General features: G+C 56.6%; 16 protein-coding genes. 9 read left to right on the forward strand and 7 right to left on the reverse strand.

Annotation, left to right across the window (positions count from 1 at the left end; translation table 11 throughout):
* Window positions 1-2 precede the first annotated feature (2 nt).
* Window positions 3-923 carry a DUF368 domain-containing protein gene (locus J8Z22_RS08755; RefSeq protein WP_084144565.1) on the reverse strand — a complete coding sequence of 307 codons (921 nt, stop codon included), beginning with the start codon at window positions 921-923 and terminating at the stop codon, window positions 3-5.
* An 84-nt stretch (window positions 924-1,007) separates the two neighbouring features.
* On the opposite strand from J8Z22_RS08755, the gene J8Z22_RS08760 reads away from it, so the two are divergent.
* A complete protein-coding gene (locus J8Z22_RS08760; protein ID WP_252010112.1) occupies window positions 1,008-2,138 on the forward strand; it encodes a MalY/PatB family protein in 1,131 nt (376 codons plus the stop codon).
* On the opposite strand, the gene J8Z22_RS08765 is transcribed toward J8Z22_RS08760, so the two are convergent.
* Entirely contained in the window at window positions 2,135-2,713 is a 579-nt protein-coding gene (locus J8Z22_RS08765; RefSeq protein ID WP_252010113.1) for a VOC family protein, read from the reverse strand. The two genes, J8Z22_RS08760 and J8Z22_RS08765, sit on opposite strands and share 4 nt — an antisense overlap.
* Complete coding sequence (yfcE, locus tag J8Z22_RS08770; protein WP_252010114.1) at window positions 2,703-3,248, reverse strand: phosphodiesterase; 546 nt, start codon at window positions 3,246-3,248, stop codon at window positions 2,703-2,705. The genes J8Z22_RS08765 and yfcE overlap by 11 nt, the downstream gene beginning before the upstream one ends.
* Window positions 3,249-3,462: 214 nt before the next feature.
* On the opposite strand from yfcE, the gene J8Z22_RS08775 reads away from it, so the two are divergent.
* From J8Z22_RS08775 to J8Z22_RS08790, 4 genes are all read left to right on the forward strand, one after another.
* Window positions 3,463-3,804: a hypothetical protein gene (locus J8Z22_RS08775; RefSeq protein WP_028114714.1), complete on the forward strand. Its 342-nt coding sequence runs from the start codon at window positions 3,463-3,465 to the stop codon at window positions 3,802-3,804.
* 103 nt (window positions 3,805-3,907) lie between these two features.
* Window positions 3,908-4,396, forward strand: a complete 489-nt coding sequence (locus tag J8Z22_RS08780) for a hypothetical protein (protein ID WP_252010115.1) — start codon at window positions 3,908-3,910, stop codon at window positions 4,394-4,396.
* Window positions 4,397-4,427: 31 nt separating this feature from the next.
* Window positions 4,428-4,925, forward strand: a complete 498-nt coding sequence (locus tag J8Z22_RS08785) for a RimK/LysX family protein (protein ID WP_028114713.1) — start codon at window positions 4,428-4,430, stop codon at window positions 4,923-4,925.
* A complete protein-coding gene (locus J8Z22_RS08790; protein ID WP_252010116.1) occupies window positions 4,925-5,827 on the forward strand; it encodes an EamA family transporter in 903 nt (300 codons plus the stop codon). The genes J8Z22_RS08785 and J8Z22_RS08790 overlap by 1 nt, the downstream gene beginning before the upstream one ends.
* A 72-nt stretch (window positions 5,828-5,899) precedes the next feature.
* On the opposite strand, the gene J8Z22_RS08795 is transcribed toward J8Z22_RS08790, so the two are convergent.
* Together J8Z22_RS08795 and dmeF are read right to left on the reverse strand one after the other, a co-directional pair.
* On the reverse strand, window positions 5,900-7,090 hold the full coding sequence (locus J8Z22_RS08795) for a class I SAM-dependent methyltransferase (RefSeq protein ID WP_252010117.1): 1,191 nt from the start codon (window positions 7,088-7,090) through the stop codon (window positions 5,900-5,902).
* Between the two features lie 169 nt (window positions 7,091-7,259).
* Window positions 7,260-8,276 (reverse strand): CDF family Co(II)/Ni(II) efflux transporter DmeF, encoded by a 1,017-nt coding sequence (gene dmeF / locus J8Z22_RS08800; RefSeq protein ID WP_252010118.1) that lies wholly within the window; start codon window positions 8,274-8,276, stop codon window positions 7,260-7,262.
* A gap of 257 nt (window positions 8,277-8,533) precedes the next feature.
* On the opposite strand from dmeF, the gene J8Z22_RS08805 reads away from it, so the two are divergent.
* The gene (locus tag J8Z22_RS08805; protein ID WP_028114709.1) at window positions 8,534-9,307 is read left to right on the forward strand and encodes a methyltransferase domain-containing protein; all 774 of its coding nucleotides are present in this window, start codon (window positions 8,534-8,536) and stop codon (window positions 9,305-9,307) included.
* A gap of 133 nt (window positions 9,308-9,440) precedes the next feature.
* Entirely contained in the window at window positions 9,441-10,688 is a 1,248-nt protein-coding gene (locus J8Z22_RS08810) for a peptidoglycan DD-metalloendopeptidase family protein (RefSeq protein WP_245595633.1), read from the forward strand.
* 577 nt (window positions 10,689-11,265) lie between these two features.
* On the opposite strand, the gene J8Z22_RS08815 is transcribed toward J8Z22_RS08810, so the two are convergent.
* Window positions 11,266-11,877, reverse strand: a complete 612-nt coding sequence (locus tag J8Z22_RS08815) for a GNAT family N-acetyltransferase (RefSeq protein ID WP_028114707.1) — start codon at window positions 11,875-11,877, stop codon at window positions 11,266-11,268.
* A gap of 241 nt (window positions 11,878-12,118) precedes the next feature.
* On the reverse strand, window positions 12,119-13,603 hold the full coding sequence (locus J8Z22_RS08820; protein ID WP_028114706.1) for a methyl-accepting chemotaxis protein: 1,485 nt from the start codon (window positions 13,601-13,603) through the stop codon (window positions 12,119-12,121).
* Window positions 13,604-13,734: 131 nt separating this feature from the next.
* Between J8Z22_RS08820 and J8Z22_RS08825 the strand changes: the two genes are divergently transcribed.
* Both J8Z22_RS08825 and pheS read left to right on the forward strand, forming a co-directional pair.
* A complete protein-coding gene (locus J8Z22_RS08825; RefSeq protein ID WP_252010119.1) occupies window positions 13,735-14,679 on the forward strand; it encodes an NAD(P)H-quinone oxidoreductase in 945 nt (314 codons plus the stop codon).
* 113 nt (window positions 14,680-14,792) lie between these two features.
* A complete protein-coding gene (gene pheS, locus J8Z22_RS08830; RefSeq protein ID WP_028114704.1) occupies window positions 14,793-15,776 on the forward strand; it encodes a phenylalanine--tRNA ligase subunit alpha in 984 nt (327 codons plus the stop codon).
* Window positions 15,777-15,779 lie beyond the last annotated feature (3 nt).

The raw sequence follows: 15,779 nt of genomic DNA on the forward strand, positions 1-15,779 counted from the left end.
GGCTAATGGTGTCGCTGCCCCACTTTCTCCAGTACCAGCACCACCATAAAGCCTACGACGGCGCAGGCCAGCGCCAGATAGAGTTGATGGGGCTCGCCGGTAATGGACTCAAACTGGCCCGGCAACAGGTTTTCCTGCAGCAGTGGCACCTGGTCTCCTTTGGAATTTACCCGCCAGCTCAGTGTTTGCTTCCAGGGCCAGATTTTGCCCAGAGTACCGATCAATAATCCGGTTAGAAACGCCAGCGTGGCACCGTGAAAGCGGCGTAGCAGGAACGACAACAGGTGAGAGAAGCTCAGCAGTCCCAGCACACAGCCGCACAGGAAGATGGCTATGGTAGTCAGCTCGGCGCTTTTCACCGCACCGAGCACCGGCGCATACAGCCCCAGCAGCAGCAGAATAAAGCTGCCGGAGATGCCTGGCAGAATCATGGCGCAGATGGCGATCATGCCGCCGATCAGAATATTGACTGGCGTCGGGTCCAACGCCAGTGGGTTGGCCACCGAGATCAGGTAGGCGAAGCCGGCGCCTACCAGCAGTGACAGCAGCAACTGCGGCGACCAACCTTCAATTTGTTTGCCGATGTGGACAATGGAGATCAGAATCAGGCCGAAGAAAAAACTCCACAGGCCGATGGGTTGATTCACCAACAGATAGGAGATCACCTTGGCCAGTGACGCGATGCTGATACCGATGCCGGACAACAGAGTCACCAGAAAAGAGCCGTTGATGTGATTCCATACTGCCTTAAAGCCTTGCTGACGCCAGAGACCAAACAGGCTGGGGTTGATGCGGCGAATGCTTTCCAGCAGCGTGTCGTAGATGCCGGTAATGAACGCGATGGTACCCCCGGATACGCCGGGCACTACATCGGCGGCGCCCATGGCCAGTCCTTTCAGGAAGGTTTTTATATCCAATGTCATAGAGAAAGCTGTAACTGAGTAAGATAGTCGGCATTATAGGGGCTGAATGTAGAAAAGTCGTGGATGGACAAGGGGAAGCCGCAGATGGAGTTTGAAAAATACATCGACCGTCGCCAGAGTGACAGCCTGAAGTGGCAAAAGTACGCCGGCAGGGATGTGCTGCCGCTGTGGGTGGCCGACATGGATTTTGCCATTCCCGAGCCGGTGACGCAGGCGCTGCAGGCAAGGCTGAAACACGATATTTTTGGCTATGGGGTGTTGTCTCAGGGGACCAAGCAGGCGGTGTGTCAGTGGTTACTCCGCCGCTGGCAGGTGGAGGCAACGCCGTCGCAGTTGGTGACATTGCCGGCAGTGGTGCCGGGGCTGAATTTTGCGGTGGAATCTCAACAGTTGTCAGACATCGGTTTTTTCTCGCCCGTCTATCCCCCCATTCGTAAGGTGGCAGAAAACCTCAAAATTCGTGGCCGGGCCTTTGAATTAAAGATGGAAGCAGGTCAGTACCGTTTGCCATTAGAGCAGATTGAGCAGGCCGCAGCCGATGGCATGCAAGGGTTGATACTGTGCAACCCCCACAACCCCGGCGGCACCATCTGGACCGAGGCCGAGCAGCAACAACTGTTGCGGTTAGCTCGTCGCTACCAACTGCTGCTGATCAGCGATGAGATTCATGGCGATCTGATTCTGCCCGGGCATCGGCATCGTTCGCTGTCGGCACTGGCGCAGGAGCAGGATCGGGTCATTACCCTGGTATCGGCTGGTAAGAGCTTTAATCTGGCTGGCCTGCCCATGGCCTTTGCCATCGTCAAATCCCCGGATTTGCGCCAGAGTCTGAAGGGGTGGTTGCAGGGGCGCTGTGCCACTCATAATGTGCTGGCAGCGGTGGCGATGGAGGCGGCCTTCAGTCAGTGCCAACCCTGGCTCGATGCGCTGATTGAGTATTTGGGCCAGAACTGGCAGTTACTGGAACAGAGATTGTCGCCGGTGGCGGGACTGACCCTGATGGCGCCGCAGGCGACTTACCTGGCCTGGATTGATTGTCGCGCCCTGGGATGGGAAACCCCGTCTAAGGTGTTCACCGACCATGGGGTGGGTTTGTCTTGTGGCACCGAATTTGGGGCGCCGGGGTTTGTACGGTTGAATTTTGCCTGCCCGAGAGAGACCTTGGAGCTGGCCCTGAGCCGAATGCTCAAGGCCATCGAGACGCATCGGCCTTAGTTGGCAGCGGGCGCGGGCTGAGCGCCAATCACCTGACGAATGTCATAGGGGTGCAGTTTGATGGTGAGGTAGTTGCTTTTAAACGACACCGAAGGGTTAGGCAACGGCTCGTCATCGGCTTTAGAGTCGCTGGATTTGACCTCGATCTCTAGGGTGCCGTCTTCAATGACCGGCCATTTGGCGGTAATCACCGGCAGTTGTTTGACCGCCTTCATCAGCTGCTGTTCGTTCTCGGCCCCACAGGGCAGGACAAATTCGATGTGTTCCCAGCCATCACGGCGTTTGCGGCCATCGGGGAAGGGCAGTTCGATGACATTCACCTGCCAGGGGCCGACGCTGAGCGGTTGCTCCAGCTCAATCAGGTAGATCGGGCGACCGTTGATCACCTTATCCGACAGAATGGTGCCTCGTTTTTCGAACTGAGTTTTCAGGTGCTCGGCATCGCTCTTTTCGGTGACCCGTAGGGCAATGTGATCCACCTCCAGCTGCGCCTGAACCAGCCCCAGGCGGTTGGCGAAGATGGTGATGTTATGGCCAAACTCGGGCAGTTTGGCGATCAGCTGTTCAAAATTCATCGATGCTTGCCTGCTCTATGACGTTGCCGTCCAAATCCATGACTGTCAGAAGCTTACCATCAAAATGACCCAGGCTGGGGGCGAATCCGCCTTTTGGCAGGGTGATGGAGCCGGGATTGAACATCAAACGCTTTTCCTGCCAGCGGGCCATAGGAATGTGGCTGTGGCCAAAACAGAACAGGTCACCGTCGGCCAGGGGAGGCAGTTGGCTGTCGTTCCACAGGTGACCATGAGTCACAAAGGCGCGTTTGCTACCCAGCATCAGGTTGTTGTAGTCCGCCATCAAAGGAAACTGACACAGCATCTGGTCTACTTCGGAGTCGCAGTTACCGCGCACCGCCAAAATCCGGTCGGCCCATTGGTTGAGGCGCTCCGCGACGGCAGGGGGATTGTATCCCTCGGGTACCGGGTTGCGGGGACCGTGGTTGAGAACGTCTCCAAGAAGGATAAGGTGACGGCATGATTTGCGCTGCGCCCACTCCAGCGCGCGTTCCAGCGCAGGCAGGCAGCCATGAATGTCAGAGATAAACAGCATCAGTGAAACTCGGCAGGAAGGAATGACGTCAGTGTAACTGCCACCTGTTAACAACGCCAGCTAAGCGGGGTTTAAGGGCGTCAGTGTGTGAACTGTCTTTATAAAAAGGCGGTTGCTGGCGGGGATTTGGCTTTTCAATGCTCGGTAGCTGGGGTAACGTGATTCGGTCATCTTAGGGAAATTAGAGAGCCGTGATAAGCGGACGGGAGGGAGTATGCACAATCAGCACAGACTGACGCAGGGGGCTCAGGACGGCCAGACTCCGGTGATGGAAGTGCCAAGCAAACAGGTGGCCACCATGTGGTTGTGCCTGTTGGCGACTTTGACTAAGGAGCAGGTTCAGGCGTTGGGGGACTGCAATATGGCCCTGGCGTTTGATCTGGGGGTGGCGGTCAGAATGGCTGAGGAGGAGCAACAGTCACTGACACTGGTGATTTCCGAGGTGTTGGCCTTTTATAACGATAAGTTGGGCCTGGCTCTGGACTCGTTGACTCTGGCGCCGGCCATCGCCACCGGGGTTTATCGCAGCCAACAGGTTCAACATAAGCGGCACTAGTGAGGGGGATTGGGATCCGCTTCGCCGAATTGGTCTGAGGTTCTGGTGTTGCTGGCTTCGCCCTTGTAGGCTCAACCTTTCCCCAGTTTCAGAGTGGATTAGTTTGCGCGAGACTCTGCTTATCGGTGTCATCTTGAGTGTGCTCATTGCGCCAGCCTCGGCCGGTATCGAGCAGTTGGATGCGGCATTTTCTGATCAGTTCGGACATCCCTGTCACCTGAACCATGAGGTGACCTGGCTGCTGTTTGCCCATGATAAGGCCGGCTCGCATCTGGCCATGAAGGCGCTGGAATCCACCGCTGCCCTCAACGATCCTGGTGGACGTTACTTGGTGGACATCAGCGCCATTCCCGGTTGGGTGGCAAGCTGGTTTGTGTTGCCTAAGTTACGGGAGCTGCCCTACGCCGTTTGCTTGGATCCTAAGGGCGAAACCGCCGAAACGTTGGCGGGTGAGCCTGGTACCGTTCAGGTGTATCGCCTGTACCGGCGAGGTCCCCAGCAACGTCAGGAGTTTTCACAACTGTCGGCCCTGGAGCGACACCTGAGGTTACTCATTAGCACAAGCCCCGAAGCCAAACCCTTGCTACAATAGCGGTTTTAGAGACTCAAGGCGCAGCAGCAATATGGCCAGATTCATCCAAGCGATAGTATTGGCATCGGTGGTGTGGATGGTGGCCAGCCAGGGGCACGGCATGACAAAATCCGTAGTAGGACCGGTTGAGTACCTTACCTTGGGTAAGGCGTCGGTTCGCTATCTGGCCCGCATCGATACCGGTGCAGCCACCACCTCTTTGCACGCCATCAACGTGCGAATCGATTCCTCCTCTTCCCGAGCATCCGACAACATCGGCAAGGTAGTGCGCTTTTCCAGCGGTAATGAACTGGGACAGACTCAATCTCTGGCTGCGGTGGTGGTTGATGTGATTCGGGTACGCAATGCTCAGGGCACCGAATCTCGCTATGTGGTGGAATTGCCGCTGACATTTAACGGCCATACTCGGGAAGTGCGGGTCAATCTTCGCGACCGGAGTCGAATGAAATACAAGCTGTTGCTGGGGCGAAACTGGCTTAGCGGTCACCATCTGGTGGACGTGGATCGTCGCCCGGCCGGAGAGGAGTGATGCGCTACCTGATGCTGGTGACGTTGCTGTGGGCGTTCTCCTTCAGTCTGATTGGCGAATTCTTAGCGGGGCGGGTCGACCCCTGGTTTTCGGTGCTGGTTCGTATTGCTCTGGCATTGATGGTGATGCTGCCCTGGTTGCGGCCGCGGCGATTGTCTCTCTCCTCGAGTTTGGTGTTGATGGCCATCGGTGCTTGCCAACTGGGGGTGATGTACGGCTTCTATTACCACTCGTTTGAGTATCTGAGCGTGGCCGAAGTGCTGCTGTTTACCGTTATGACGCCGGTGTACGTTACCCTGTGGTACGACTTACTTCATGGCCGTTTCTCTCCCTGGTACCTGCTGACGGCGGCCATTGCCGTGGCGGGCGCGGCGGTGATCAAATACGCTTCGGTCAATGCCGATTTCCTGCTCGGGTTTGCCGTGGTACAGGGCGCCAACCTCTGTTTTGCCATCGGCCAGGCCAGTTATAAATGGTGGATGGAGAAGCAGTCGCAGACGCTGCCTCAGCATCAGGTATTCGCGTTGTTTTATGTCGGTGCCTTGCTGGTGGCCCTGCCGGCTTATCTGATGCTGGGAAACTCGGACCGGTTGCCACAGAGTCTGACTCAATGGGGTATCTTGCTGTGGTTGGGAGTGGTGGCGTCCGGCCTCGGGTATTTTTTGTGGAACCGGGGGGCATGCCAGGTGGATGCCGGAGCACTGGCCATTATGAATAACCTGCTGGTACCGGCGGGACTGCTGGTGAACCTGGTGCTGTGGCAGCACAATCTGCAGTGGGGCCGGTTGATGGTCGGAGGCGGGTTGATTCTTGGTTCGCTGTGGTTGAATGAAGCCTGGGTCAAGCCTCGGGTTGAAGCCGCTCGGGCGATGGCATTGGCCCGCTCTGCCGGGCAGGGATGACAGGTTACTGCCAGTCCAGAGACAACGAAAACAGGGGCCAACTGGCCCCTGTTGCTGGTGTGCAGTTTCCGATTACCAGACCCGAACCGCCAGTCCTTTCAGGTAGAAGCCTTCTGGAAAGGCGCTGCCGATGGGGTGGTCCCCGGCCTGGCTCAGGCGCTCGATGATTTGCGCATCTCGACCGGCATCGATGGCGGCATCGGCGACAATCTTCTGGAACAGGTTGGATTCCATCAGGCCTGAGCAGGAGTAAGTCAGCAAGGTGCCACCGGGCTTGAGGATCTGCATGGCCACCATGTTGATGTCTTTATAGCCCCGGCAGGCCCCCATCAGCTGGGCTTTGCTGTCGGCAAACTTAGGCGGATCCAGAATGATCACGTCAAATTGAACCCCCTGATCCCGATACTCTCGCAACAGCTTGAATACGTCGGCTTCGACAAACTCGGCCTTGGACAGGTCCAGACCATTGAGCTCGGCATTCTGTTTGGCCAGAGCCAGAGCCGGAGCGGAAACGTCGGCATTGACCACGTGCGAGGCACCGGCTTTCAGGGCATAGGTGCCGAAGCCGCCACTGTAACTGAAGCAGTTGAGTACGCTACGACCTTTGACGTAACGACTGGAGGCGAGACGGTTGTCACGTTGATCCAGGTAGTAGCCGGTTTTGTGGCCGGTAACGACGTCCACCAACAGCTGCAGACCATTTTCCTTGATCGCCATCGGCTGCGGTGGCAGTTCGCCCTTGAGCAGGCCGGTGGTGGGGGCCAGCCCCTCTTTCTTGCGCACGTCCACATCGGAGCGCTCATAGATGGCACATTCTGGGTACAGGTCACTCAATACCTTGACCAGAGTGTCCCGCCAGGCATCGGCCCCGGCGCTCAGAAGCTGGCAAACCAGCACGTCATTAAAGCGATCGATGGTGACGCCGGGCAGGCCGTCAGACTCGGCCGCCACCAGTCGGTAGCCGCTGATTTCGTGCTCTCGGGGCAAAGCATCGCGCCCGGCCTGGGCACGCTCAATGCGGCGACGAAAGAATGACTCATCGATGTTGTCATTGGCATCGAAGCTCCACAGTCGCACTCGAATCTGGGATTGCGGCGAATAGGCGCCGCGACCCAGCCAGCGTCCATCGTGGGACAGTACTTCAACGGTGTCTCCCAGGCCGGGGTTGCCATTGACCTTCTTAATCCCTTTGGAGAATACCCAGGGGTGGCGACGTTGCAGAGATTTCTCCCGCCCTTTCACCAGCACGACGCTATTTTGCATAGTCATTTCCAAGATTTCATGATTGGCGCGGATTGTAGGTGCCATGGCAGGCTGAGGCAAGGCCGAAGGTGAAAACCTGGGCCCGCGCAGGGCGTTTAACGTTGCAGAGTAGGGCGGCAGCCAGTCAATGGCTGACAGGCTGCCGCGAAATTGCGTTCACAGGCCGGGCTTAATCCAGGCAGGGGGTGTCGTGGCAGTGATGCACTTCGACGGTGATGTGGCTCAGCTCAGGCACATCCTTCAGTAACTGTTTATAGTGCTCAGGATCTTGCGGGTGGTGGGTCACCAGACTGATGATGGCGGCGCTGTGGTGCCCGCTGACTTTCCACAAGTGCAGATCGGCAATGCGGTTATCCCGATCCGCCTCAATGCGGTGACTGATTTTTTCCGCCAGAGCGTCATTCGGGCAGCGATCCAGCAGGGTCGGATAGGTGTCTTTTATCAAGCCCCAGCCCCAGCGGGTAATGATGATCGCGCCGACCACCCCCATGATGGGATCCAGGCCGGGCATGTCGAAATAGCGTGCGGCCAACAGGGCAAAGATGGCCGTCAGCGAGGTCAATGCATCGGCGATGACGTGCAGATAGGCGGCGTACAGGTTGTGGTCGTGGCTGTGTCCATGGCTATGGGAGTGACCGTGCTGGTGATCGTGATCGTGATCGTGGTCATGGTGACCGTGTCCATGGGAATGACCGTGGCTGTGTCCGTGGGAGTGGCCATGATGGTGATCCTCTCCTTGGTGCAGCAGATAGGCACAGACAACGTTAATCACTAAGCCGACAACCGCCACAATCAGGGCGTTGTTGTAATCGATGGCCACGGGTTCAATCAGGCGCCAGATGGATTCAATGGCCATCATGGCCGCCACCAGTACCAGGGCGACCGCGCTGGTGAAACCGGCCAGGATATTCACTTTGCCGGAGCCAAAGCTATAGCGTGCGTCTTTAGCGGCTTTACGGGCGAAGCTGTAGGCGAACAGCGTCAATCCAAACGCCGCCACGTGGGTGGCCATGTGCCAGCCGTCGGCCAGTAGCGCCATGGAGCCGGTCAGGTAACCGGTGACGATCTCGATCACCATCATGGCGGCGGTAATCAGTACCGCATACAGGGTGCGTTTTTCGTTCTTTTCCTGCTGCTGGGCAAACTGGTGGCTGTGTTGCCAGCGATGAAGACTGTGACTGTGCATGGTAGTGAGAATCAGTTTTATTATGGTTTGCTAATTTTAGCCAAGCCATTGCCGGAAAAACATGCGACAGCTCATATTTTTAACCCCATATTTACCATGGATATACAAACAGAATCCCTACGGGTGTTGCGGCGGGAGTGTTGATCGGTTTTTATCCCGATGGCGGCGCTTGGGCCTTTGGGCGCTTTACAGTTGCCGCAGGATAATGACAATGTGCGTTGGCACCCTTTGGGTCAACGATTCGGTGAGAGGCAGCAGTGGCAGACGTTAACTTTGACACCCGGGCATCAAAATTTGCTCGAAACATATACGACAGCAGCAAAGGAAAAATCCGAGAAGCGGTGGTGATGCGGGAGTTGACCCAACATATCCTGCCACACCTGGCCGACACCTGCCCGGTTCTCGATGCTGGGGGCGGTCAAGGCCAGTTGTCGCTGCAACTGGCTCAACGGGGTCACCCGCTGTTACTGTGCGATCTTTCCGGCGAGATGCTGCAGCAGGCACAAAGCCGGGCAAAGGCATTGGCTGTCAGCGATCGCCTAACCACCTATCACGGACCGATTCAGAGCCTGGGAAGCGAATCGAATGGCCCCTATTCATTGGTGCTGTGTCATGCCGTGATGGAGTGGTTGGAACAGCCTCAGCAGACCATCATCGGCCTGCTTGAGCAGGTGGCGCCGGGTGGCTATTTGTCGCTGATGTTCTTTAACTATCGAGGCATGGAGATGCATAACCTGGTTGCCGGGAATTTCGATAACCTGGGTCATACCATGGTGCACGGTAAAAAGAAGGTTAAGTTGGCGCCTCGGCATGGCTTTGATAATCAGCAGGTGATTCGGTGGTTGACCGACGCAGGCATGGTGCTGGAACGGCAGGTGGGGGTCAGGGTGATTCACGATTATCTGCGGGATAAAGGCCGTCAGGAGCAGTCGTTGTCCCGTTTGCTGGAACTGGAGCTGGAGTACTCGGAAAAGCCAGTGTTTCGTGATTTGGGCCGCTACACCCATTTGATCCTGCGAAAGCCGGTTTAATCCTTTTTTTCTCCTGAAATGGGAACCGTTTACTGTGTTCCCGGTCAGATCTTTGGTCATCCTTTTTGACATTCCCCGGGCGACGGGGCAATTTGTCCTGCAGATTTTACGAATTATCGTTATGGAGTGAGCCGTGCGACAGAAGTTACAGGCTTTGGATTTTCGCGCCATTCAGCCTTGGTGGCTAATGGCTGGCGCACTCAGTATTGCCCTGTACGCATTGCTGCCAACGTCTCAGCATGGCCAGATCGTGCTGCCGGATCTCACCACCGAACCGGTTCCGGAGCTGGTTAGCCTCGACAGCGTTACCCTGCCGGAAACCCTCAGTTATGAGATCGCCAAGGGCGACAATCTTAGCCGTATTTTCTCTCTGATTGGCATCAGTCAGAAACAGATGTATCAACTGCTGGAGGCGGATTACTCGGTGCTGGCGCTCGATACCCTGAAAGTCGGTGATCGCCTCAACTTCTGGCTCGACGAAGCCGATAACGATCTACAGAAACTGGAACTGGTGTTTAATCCGGCTCATAAGGTGCGTTTCACCCAGGTGGCTCCCGGAGAGTACGAGGTGGAAGAGATTCGCCTCGAGGGCCAGTGGCGTTCCACCGGCGTTCATGGTGAAGTTAAAGGCAGTTTTGCTCGAGTAGCTCAGCAGGCGGGCCTGAATGCCAACGATGTGGCCGAGATTGAAAACCTGTTTAAGGACAAGTTGAATTTTCGCCGCGATCTGCGAGCTGGCGATCAGTTCGGAGTGGTTCGTCGTTCCCAGTTTGTGGATGACGTGGCCACCGGGAATCATGAGATTCTGGCGGTCAGCTTTGTGCTCAGAGGTAAAGAGGTGGATGCGTTCCGCCATACCGATGGTCAGTTTTACGATGCCGATGGCAACAGCCTGCAACGTGCCTTTCTGGCGCGGCCCTTTAATGGCAAATACCGCATCAGTGATCATTTCAATCGCCATCGCAAGCACCCGGTTACCGGGCGAGTAAAACCGCATAATGGCACCGACTGGGCGTTGCCCAGTGGTACTCCGCTGCTGGCGGCGGGAGATGGGGTGGTCACTCGCGTGGAAAATCATCCTTATGCAGGCCGTTACGTGGTGATTGACCACGGTGGTCGATACCGCACCCGCTATCTGCACATGTCCAAGATTCAGGTTCGCAAGGGCCAGCGGGTCAGTCGCGGGCAGCGTATCGGCCTGTCTGGTGCCACCGGTCGAGTAACCGGTGCTCACCTGCACTATGAGTTCCACATCAATGGTCGCCCCGTGGATGCTCTGAAAGCCGATATTCCCATGGCCTCTTCCATGGCGAAAAAGGAACGCCAGGCTTATTACGCCCAGGCACACCAGTATCGAGAGATGATGGGAATGGTCCAGTAACGGCCAGGTTGAGACATTAACAAGAGCGGCAATTGCCGCTCTTTTTTTGTGGTTGCGGTTAACCTAAAACCAAAGCCACTGGGCCCTCGCGTTCGCAAGGGCGACACGGCGAGGATGGGGTGGTAGCGGTATGGTATTTGGCTCGCAGGGAGGCGCAGTTGGCACACAGCATCAAACAACCTTCCGTCGTGCCCGCGAACGCGGGTACCCAGTGTCTGTTCTTAGGGGAAATACCTAAGCCGCGTGCCCTCGCATTCGCAAGGGCGGCAATCCCTCTTCTGTCTTACCCGCGAAGGCAGGTATCCAGTGGCTTTTGCGGTCAACCTAAAATCAAAGTCACTGGACCCTCGCGTTCGCAAGGGCGACACGTTGAAGTGAGGTGGTTGTGGGGGATAGGGCGGACGCCATCTCGCTTACGGTTTCCTTAATATTCGAACCCACCTTCCGTCGTGCCCGCGAACGCGGGTACCCAGTGTCTTTTCTTCGGGGAAATGCCCAAGCCGCGTGCCCTCGCATTTGCCAGGGTGACACGGTGTGAGTGTGGTGGCAGTCGCGGTAAGCGTTGGCAGGCGCGTGGTTATACCGCCTGATGCATGGCGCCAATGGAGGTCTGGTAGCTGACACTGTTGACCTGGGAGGGCTCTTGACTGATGTCCAGAGTGACGGTGAATTCCCCTTCGTCGTATAACATCTCGCAGGGGTAACCCTGATTTTTCAGTAGCCTGAGCATCGGGTGGTTTTCACTGTGCACCAGAGCGATCACTTGGTCTACGCCCCACAAATGACCGGTTTTAAATAACTCAGACACCAATACGCTGCCAATGCCACGATTCTGGCAATCATCAACCACCAGACAGGAAAGCTCTGCCACTTTGGATTGAGGGGTAGCGCGAATCAGGCGCCCGGCGGCCACCATGCGTTGTTCGGGCCCGAGGGTAATGACGAACGCCAGTTGCAGATCGAAGTCCACGGTGGTGTAGCGGGCGATGTCTTCCAGTGATGGGGCATCGATCACTCGAAAGAACCGCATGTACAGAGTGCGGGGGGATAAAGTGGGGTAGATGTCCAGCATCTGGTATTTATCGTCGGGCCGAATGGCACGCAGCGCCACTTCGGTGCCGGAGTGGGTTTGCAGGAGCGTGTGATAGCGGCTTGCTTCATCTGCGCTAAGGGCAGCCGGGTTCAGCATCGTATCTGATCTTCCTACGTCGAGTGGGGGCCAACAGGAGACTCGGAGATGGGAACCACCGATCTCTCATTGTACAAAGGTCATACCTTTGTCTGATTTAGCGCCAGTTTACCAGCATCAATATGGGAAAGGATAGGGGGACAGTGGTCTGTTCTCTAGCCACAATGGTGAAAAAGATCGCAAAAATGAATCAGCCTCGTCGATGACGAGGCTGATATCGGTTTGGAATTACTGATGATGTTTAGGTACGCAGACCAGAGAGGCGCTCTTTAAGGTCATCGGCAGTTCGAGTGAGCTCATTGCAACCGGCGGTTGACTCCTGAGCGGCCATCTCCACTTCATGAGATTGGTTGCGAACCTGAGTCAGGTTGGCGGCGATCTCGTTGGCAACGGCGGTCTGCTGCTCAGCCGCGGTGGCGATCTGGGCACTCATGCTATTAACCCGGTCCGAATGTTCGGTGATCTTCTGTAGATCCTCGCCGGTCTTACTGATGAGACTGCGGCCGGACTCGGCCATGGTGACGGTGCTGGCCATCACCTGCTCCAGGCTCTGGGTCCCAGTTTGCAGCTCTTCGATCATCTTCTGAATCTCGACTGTGGCGTCCTGAGTGCGTGCAGCTAAAGTACGAACCTCATCGGCAACCACCGCAAAGCCGCGACCCTGCTCTCCGGCTCGAGCCGCTTCAATGGCGGCATTCAGGGCCAGCAGATTGGTCTGCTCGGAGATGCCATTGATGGTGGTGACGACCTCATCAATTTTGGCGGCGTTGCTGTGTACCTGATTGACGGCGGCGGAAGCGTTGTGGACGTCACTGACCAGTGCCTCAATGGCGGTCACGGTATCCTGAATGTTCTTATGGCCATGCTGAGACTGCTCATTGGCCTGACGGGTCTCATCGGCGGTGTGCTCGGCGTGGGTCGCCACCTCTTTCACCGTGGCGGTCATCTCTTCCATGGCCGAAGCCAGGCTGTCCAGGTGTTCACGTTGGCCAATGGCCATGTCGTTGGAGGTCTGGCTCTGGTTCAGCACCTGATGAGCCGAGGCGTTAATGTTATCGGAGATCACCCTCAGGGTATTGACCACATTGCGGCGGGTGGCGATGAGGGCATCGATGGAGTTTGCCAGGGGACGAAAGTCATCCCGGCCGGGGGCAAAGTCGAGGCTCACGGTCAGATCGTTGGCACAGGCCTTGGCCATCACTTCGCGCATGAAGTCCATGGAACCGATAACAAAACGACGAACCACCACGGCCCAGGTGGTACAAAAGGCCGCCACGAAGACTATCAGAATCAGTGGCAGTTTGAAGATGCGGATCAGTTCCTCATTGACACTGAAGCTGTCATTGACCACCACCATCTGATCGGAGCCAATTAAGGCGGCAGTTCGCACCTGGTTGCCGTTGACCAGGGGTTTGCCTGACCGGGCCGCTTGTGCCAGTGTGTAGTCACTGTTTTGCGCCATTAGCCTGACATCGCCCAGATTTGACAGCGCCTGTTGCCGGGCATCGACCGGCAAGGCGGTCAGAACCTTGGCAATATGGTCGGCTTGCTGAAGTTGCTCCTGCTGATGAGCGTGCACCAACTCGGTTTCAACCGAGCTGAGTACGGCACCGGCCACTAGCAGAAATCCCAGCAGTGGGAACACCGCCAGCAGAGCGAACTTTGCACGAAGAGAGAGGCTGATCAGTAGACGATCCAGCCAACCAAGGGTATTAGAGTCAGACATGTATGCTCTCAAAAGCAGTAAATACAACAACTTCCAAATGATATCGAACCCTGGTGAATTCCCTTTAGGGATTCTGATGGGTTTGGTGATGTGGATCACAAACATTCCTCATTCATGATCGGGAGTCGCTAATGAAAGCGATAACAATTGGGCCGAAAGGTCAGTTAGTCACCAAAGAGGTGCCGCTACTGGCTGCCCCCGACCACTGGCCCCTGATTCGGGTTAAAGCCAGTGGCATCAATCGGGCCGATCTGCTGCAGCGCGCCGGTCAGTATCCGCCCCCTCCGGGGGCCAGTGATATCCTGGGTCTGGAGGTGGCGGGGGAGATCGCCTTTGATTGCGGTCCTTGGCGCCGTGGCCAACGGGTGATGGCATTGCTGGATGGTGGAGGCTATGCGTCTGAGGTCCGGGTGCCACCGGGCCAGGTGATGGCGCTGGCGGACACCCTGAGCTTTGAACAAGGGGCGGCCATTCCTGAGGCGTTTTTAACCGCGTATCAGGCGCTGTTTGCTCTGGCTGGACTTCGGGCCGGAGAGACGGTGCTGATTCATGCCGGCGCCTCCGGGGTGGGCAGTGCCGCCATTCAATTGGCTCATCATGCCGATGCCACGGTGGTGGTGACCTGCTCCAGCGAGGCAAAGGCCGAATACTGTCGCCAACTGGGGGCACATCAGGCCATAAACTACTGCAGCGGCCCCTGGCCACAAGCCTGTCCCGGCGTCGATGTGGTCGTGGATGTTGTCGGCGGTGACTATTTGAAGGGCAATCTCAAGGTGATGAATCGAGATGCCAGGCTGGTGAGCCTGTCGATGCTCGGCGGCCGCTATGGCGAACTGGACTTTGCGCCGTTGCTGAGTAAACGAATTACCCTGATGGGGTCGACACTGAGAAACCGAAGTGAGGCTTATAAAGCCAACTTAATCAGTGATTTTGAAGCCGAGTTTGGTGCTGCACTGGCGGAGGGAGAGCTGAGGGCAACCGTGGACAGCGTCTACCCCTGGAGCCAGGTGGAAACCGCCCACCAGCGGATGACAGACAATCAAAATTGCGGAAAACTGCTGTTAAGCCGGGAATAGTGCCGTTTTGCCGATAAATAGCGGTTTAGCTTGGGTCGACAATGCAGTACAATTTACCGTTTTCACGGAAACTCTCCCCCCTTATTCGCGGTTGGTACAGAGAAAAAACAATCATGCAGCAATTAGCAGAAATTGTCGCTAAAGGTTTGGCTGCGGTAGACGCCGCCAGCGACCTGAAGGCGCTTGACGAAATCCGGGTACAATTCCTGGGCAAGAAGGGCGAAATTACCGCTCTGATGAAATCACTGGGTTCTCTGTCCGCAGAGGAGCGCCCTAAGGCGGGCCAGGCGATCAACGAAGGCAAACAGCAGGTACAACGCGCCCTGCATGCCCGCATTGAATCCCTGCAAACCGAAGCCCTGAACGCCAAGTTGGCGGAAGAGGCCATCGACGTAACGGCGCCGGGCCGAAAACTGGCCGCTGGCGGTCTGCACCCGGTGACCCGTACCATCGAGCGTATTGAACAGTTTTTTGCTGAGATCGGTTTCTCTGTGAGCACCGGTCCGGAGGTGGAAGACAACTTCCACAACTTCGATGCCCTGAACATTCCGGCCCATCACCCGGCCCGAGCAGAGCACGATACTTTCTTCTTTAATCCTGAGCTGATGTTGCGTACTCACACCAGTGGTGTGCAGATCCGTACCATGGAGAAGCAGCAGCCGCCGATCCGCATCATTTGCCCGGGCCGAGTATACCGAAACGATTACGATCAGACTCACACGCCGATGTTCCATCAGGTAGAAGGCCTGGTCGTGGCGGAAAAAGTCAGCTTCGCTGAACTCAAAGGGGTGCTGCATCAATTCCTGCGTAACTTCTTTGAAGAAGATCTGCAGGTGCGTTTCCGTCCCTCTTACTTCCCCTTCACCGAACCTTCCGCGGAAGTGGACGTGATGGGCAAGAACGGTAAATGGCTGGAGGTACTGGGTTGCGGCATGGTGCACCCGAATGTACTGACCGCAGTCGGCATCGATCCGGAGAAGTACTCTGGCTTTGCTTTTGGTATGGGTGTAGAACGCCTGACCATGTTGCGCTATGGCGTTAACGACCTGCGTTCGTTCTTCGAGAACGACCTGCGTTTCCTGAAACAGTTCCAGTAAGAG

This window comes from Ferrimonas sp. SCSIO 43195 (assembly GCF_023716685.1).
Taxonomy (GTDB): Bacteria; Pseudomonadota; Gammaproteobacteria; order Enterobacterales; family Shewanellaceae; genus Ferrimonas; species Ferrimonas kyonanensis.

Bases quoted from the DNA above. Each gene is read 5' to 3' on its own strand.
- J8Z22_RS08755 (WP_084144565.1), bottom strand. From the start codon at position 923: ATGACATTGGATATAAAAACCTTCCTGAAAGGACTGGCCATGGGCGCC.
- J8Z22_RS08760 (WP_252010112.1), top strand. From the start codon at position 1,008: ATGGAGTTTGAAAAATACATCGACCGTCGCCAGAGTGACAGCCTGAAG.
- J8Z22_RS08765 (WP_252010113.1), bottom strand. From the start codon at position 2,713: ATGAATTTTGAACAGCTGATCGCCAAACTGCCCGAGTTTGGCCATAAC.
- yfcE (WP_252010114.1), bottom strand. From the start codon at position 3,248: ATGCTGTTTATCTCTGACATTCATGGCTGCCTGCCTGCGCTGGAACGC.
- J8Z22_RS08775 (WP_028114714.1), top strand. From the start codon at position 3,463: ATGCACAATCAGCACAGACTGACGCAGGGGGCTCAGGACGGCCAGACT.
- J8Z22_RS08785 (WP_028114713.1), top strand. From the start codon at position 4,428: ATGGCCAGATTCATCCAAGCGATAGTATTGGCATCGGTGGTGTGGATG.
- J8Z22_RS08790 (WP_252010116.1), top strand. From the start codon at position 4,925: ATGCGCTACCTGATGCTGGTGACGTTGCTGTGGGCGTTCTCCTTCAGT.
- J8Z22_RS08795 (WP_252010117.1), bottom strand. From the start codon at position 7,090: ATGCAAAATAGCGTCGTGCTGGTGAAAGGGCGGGAGAAATCTCTGCAA.
- dmeF (WP_252010118.1), bottom strand. From the start codon at position 8,276: ATGCACAGTCACAGTCTTCATCGCTGGCAACACAGCCACCAGTTTGCC.
- J8Z22_RS08815 (WP_028114707.1), bottom strand. From the start codon at position 11,877: ATGCTGAACCCGGCTGCCCTTAGCGCAGATGAAGCAAGCCGCTATCAC.
- J8Z22_RS08820 (WP_028114706.1), bottom strand. From the start codon at position 13,603: ATGTCTGACTCTAATACCCTTGGTTGGCTGGATCGTCTACTGATCAGC.
- J8Z22_RS08825 (WP_252010119.1), top strand. From the start codon at position 13,735: ATGAAAGCGATAACAATTGGGCCGAAAGGTCAGTTAGTCACCAAAGAG.
- pheS (WP_028114704.1), top strand. From the start codon at position 14,793: ATGCAGCAATTAGCAGAAATTGTCGCTAAAGGTTTGGCTGCGGTAGAC.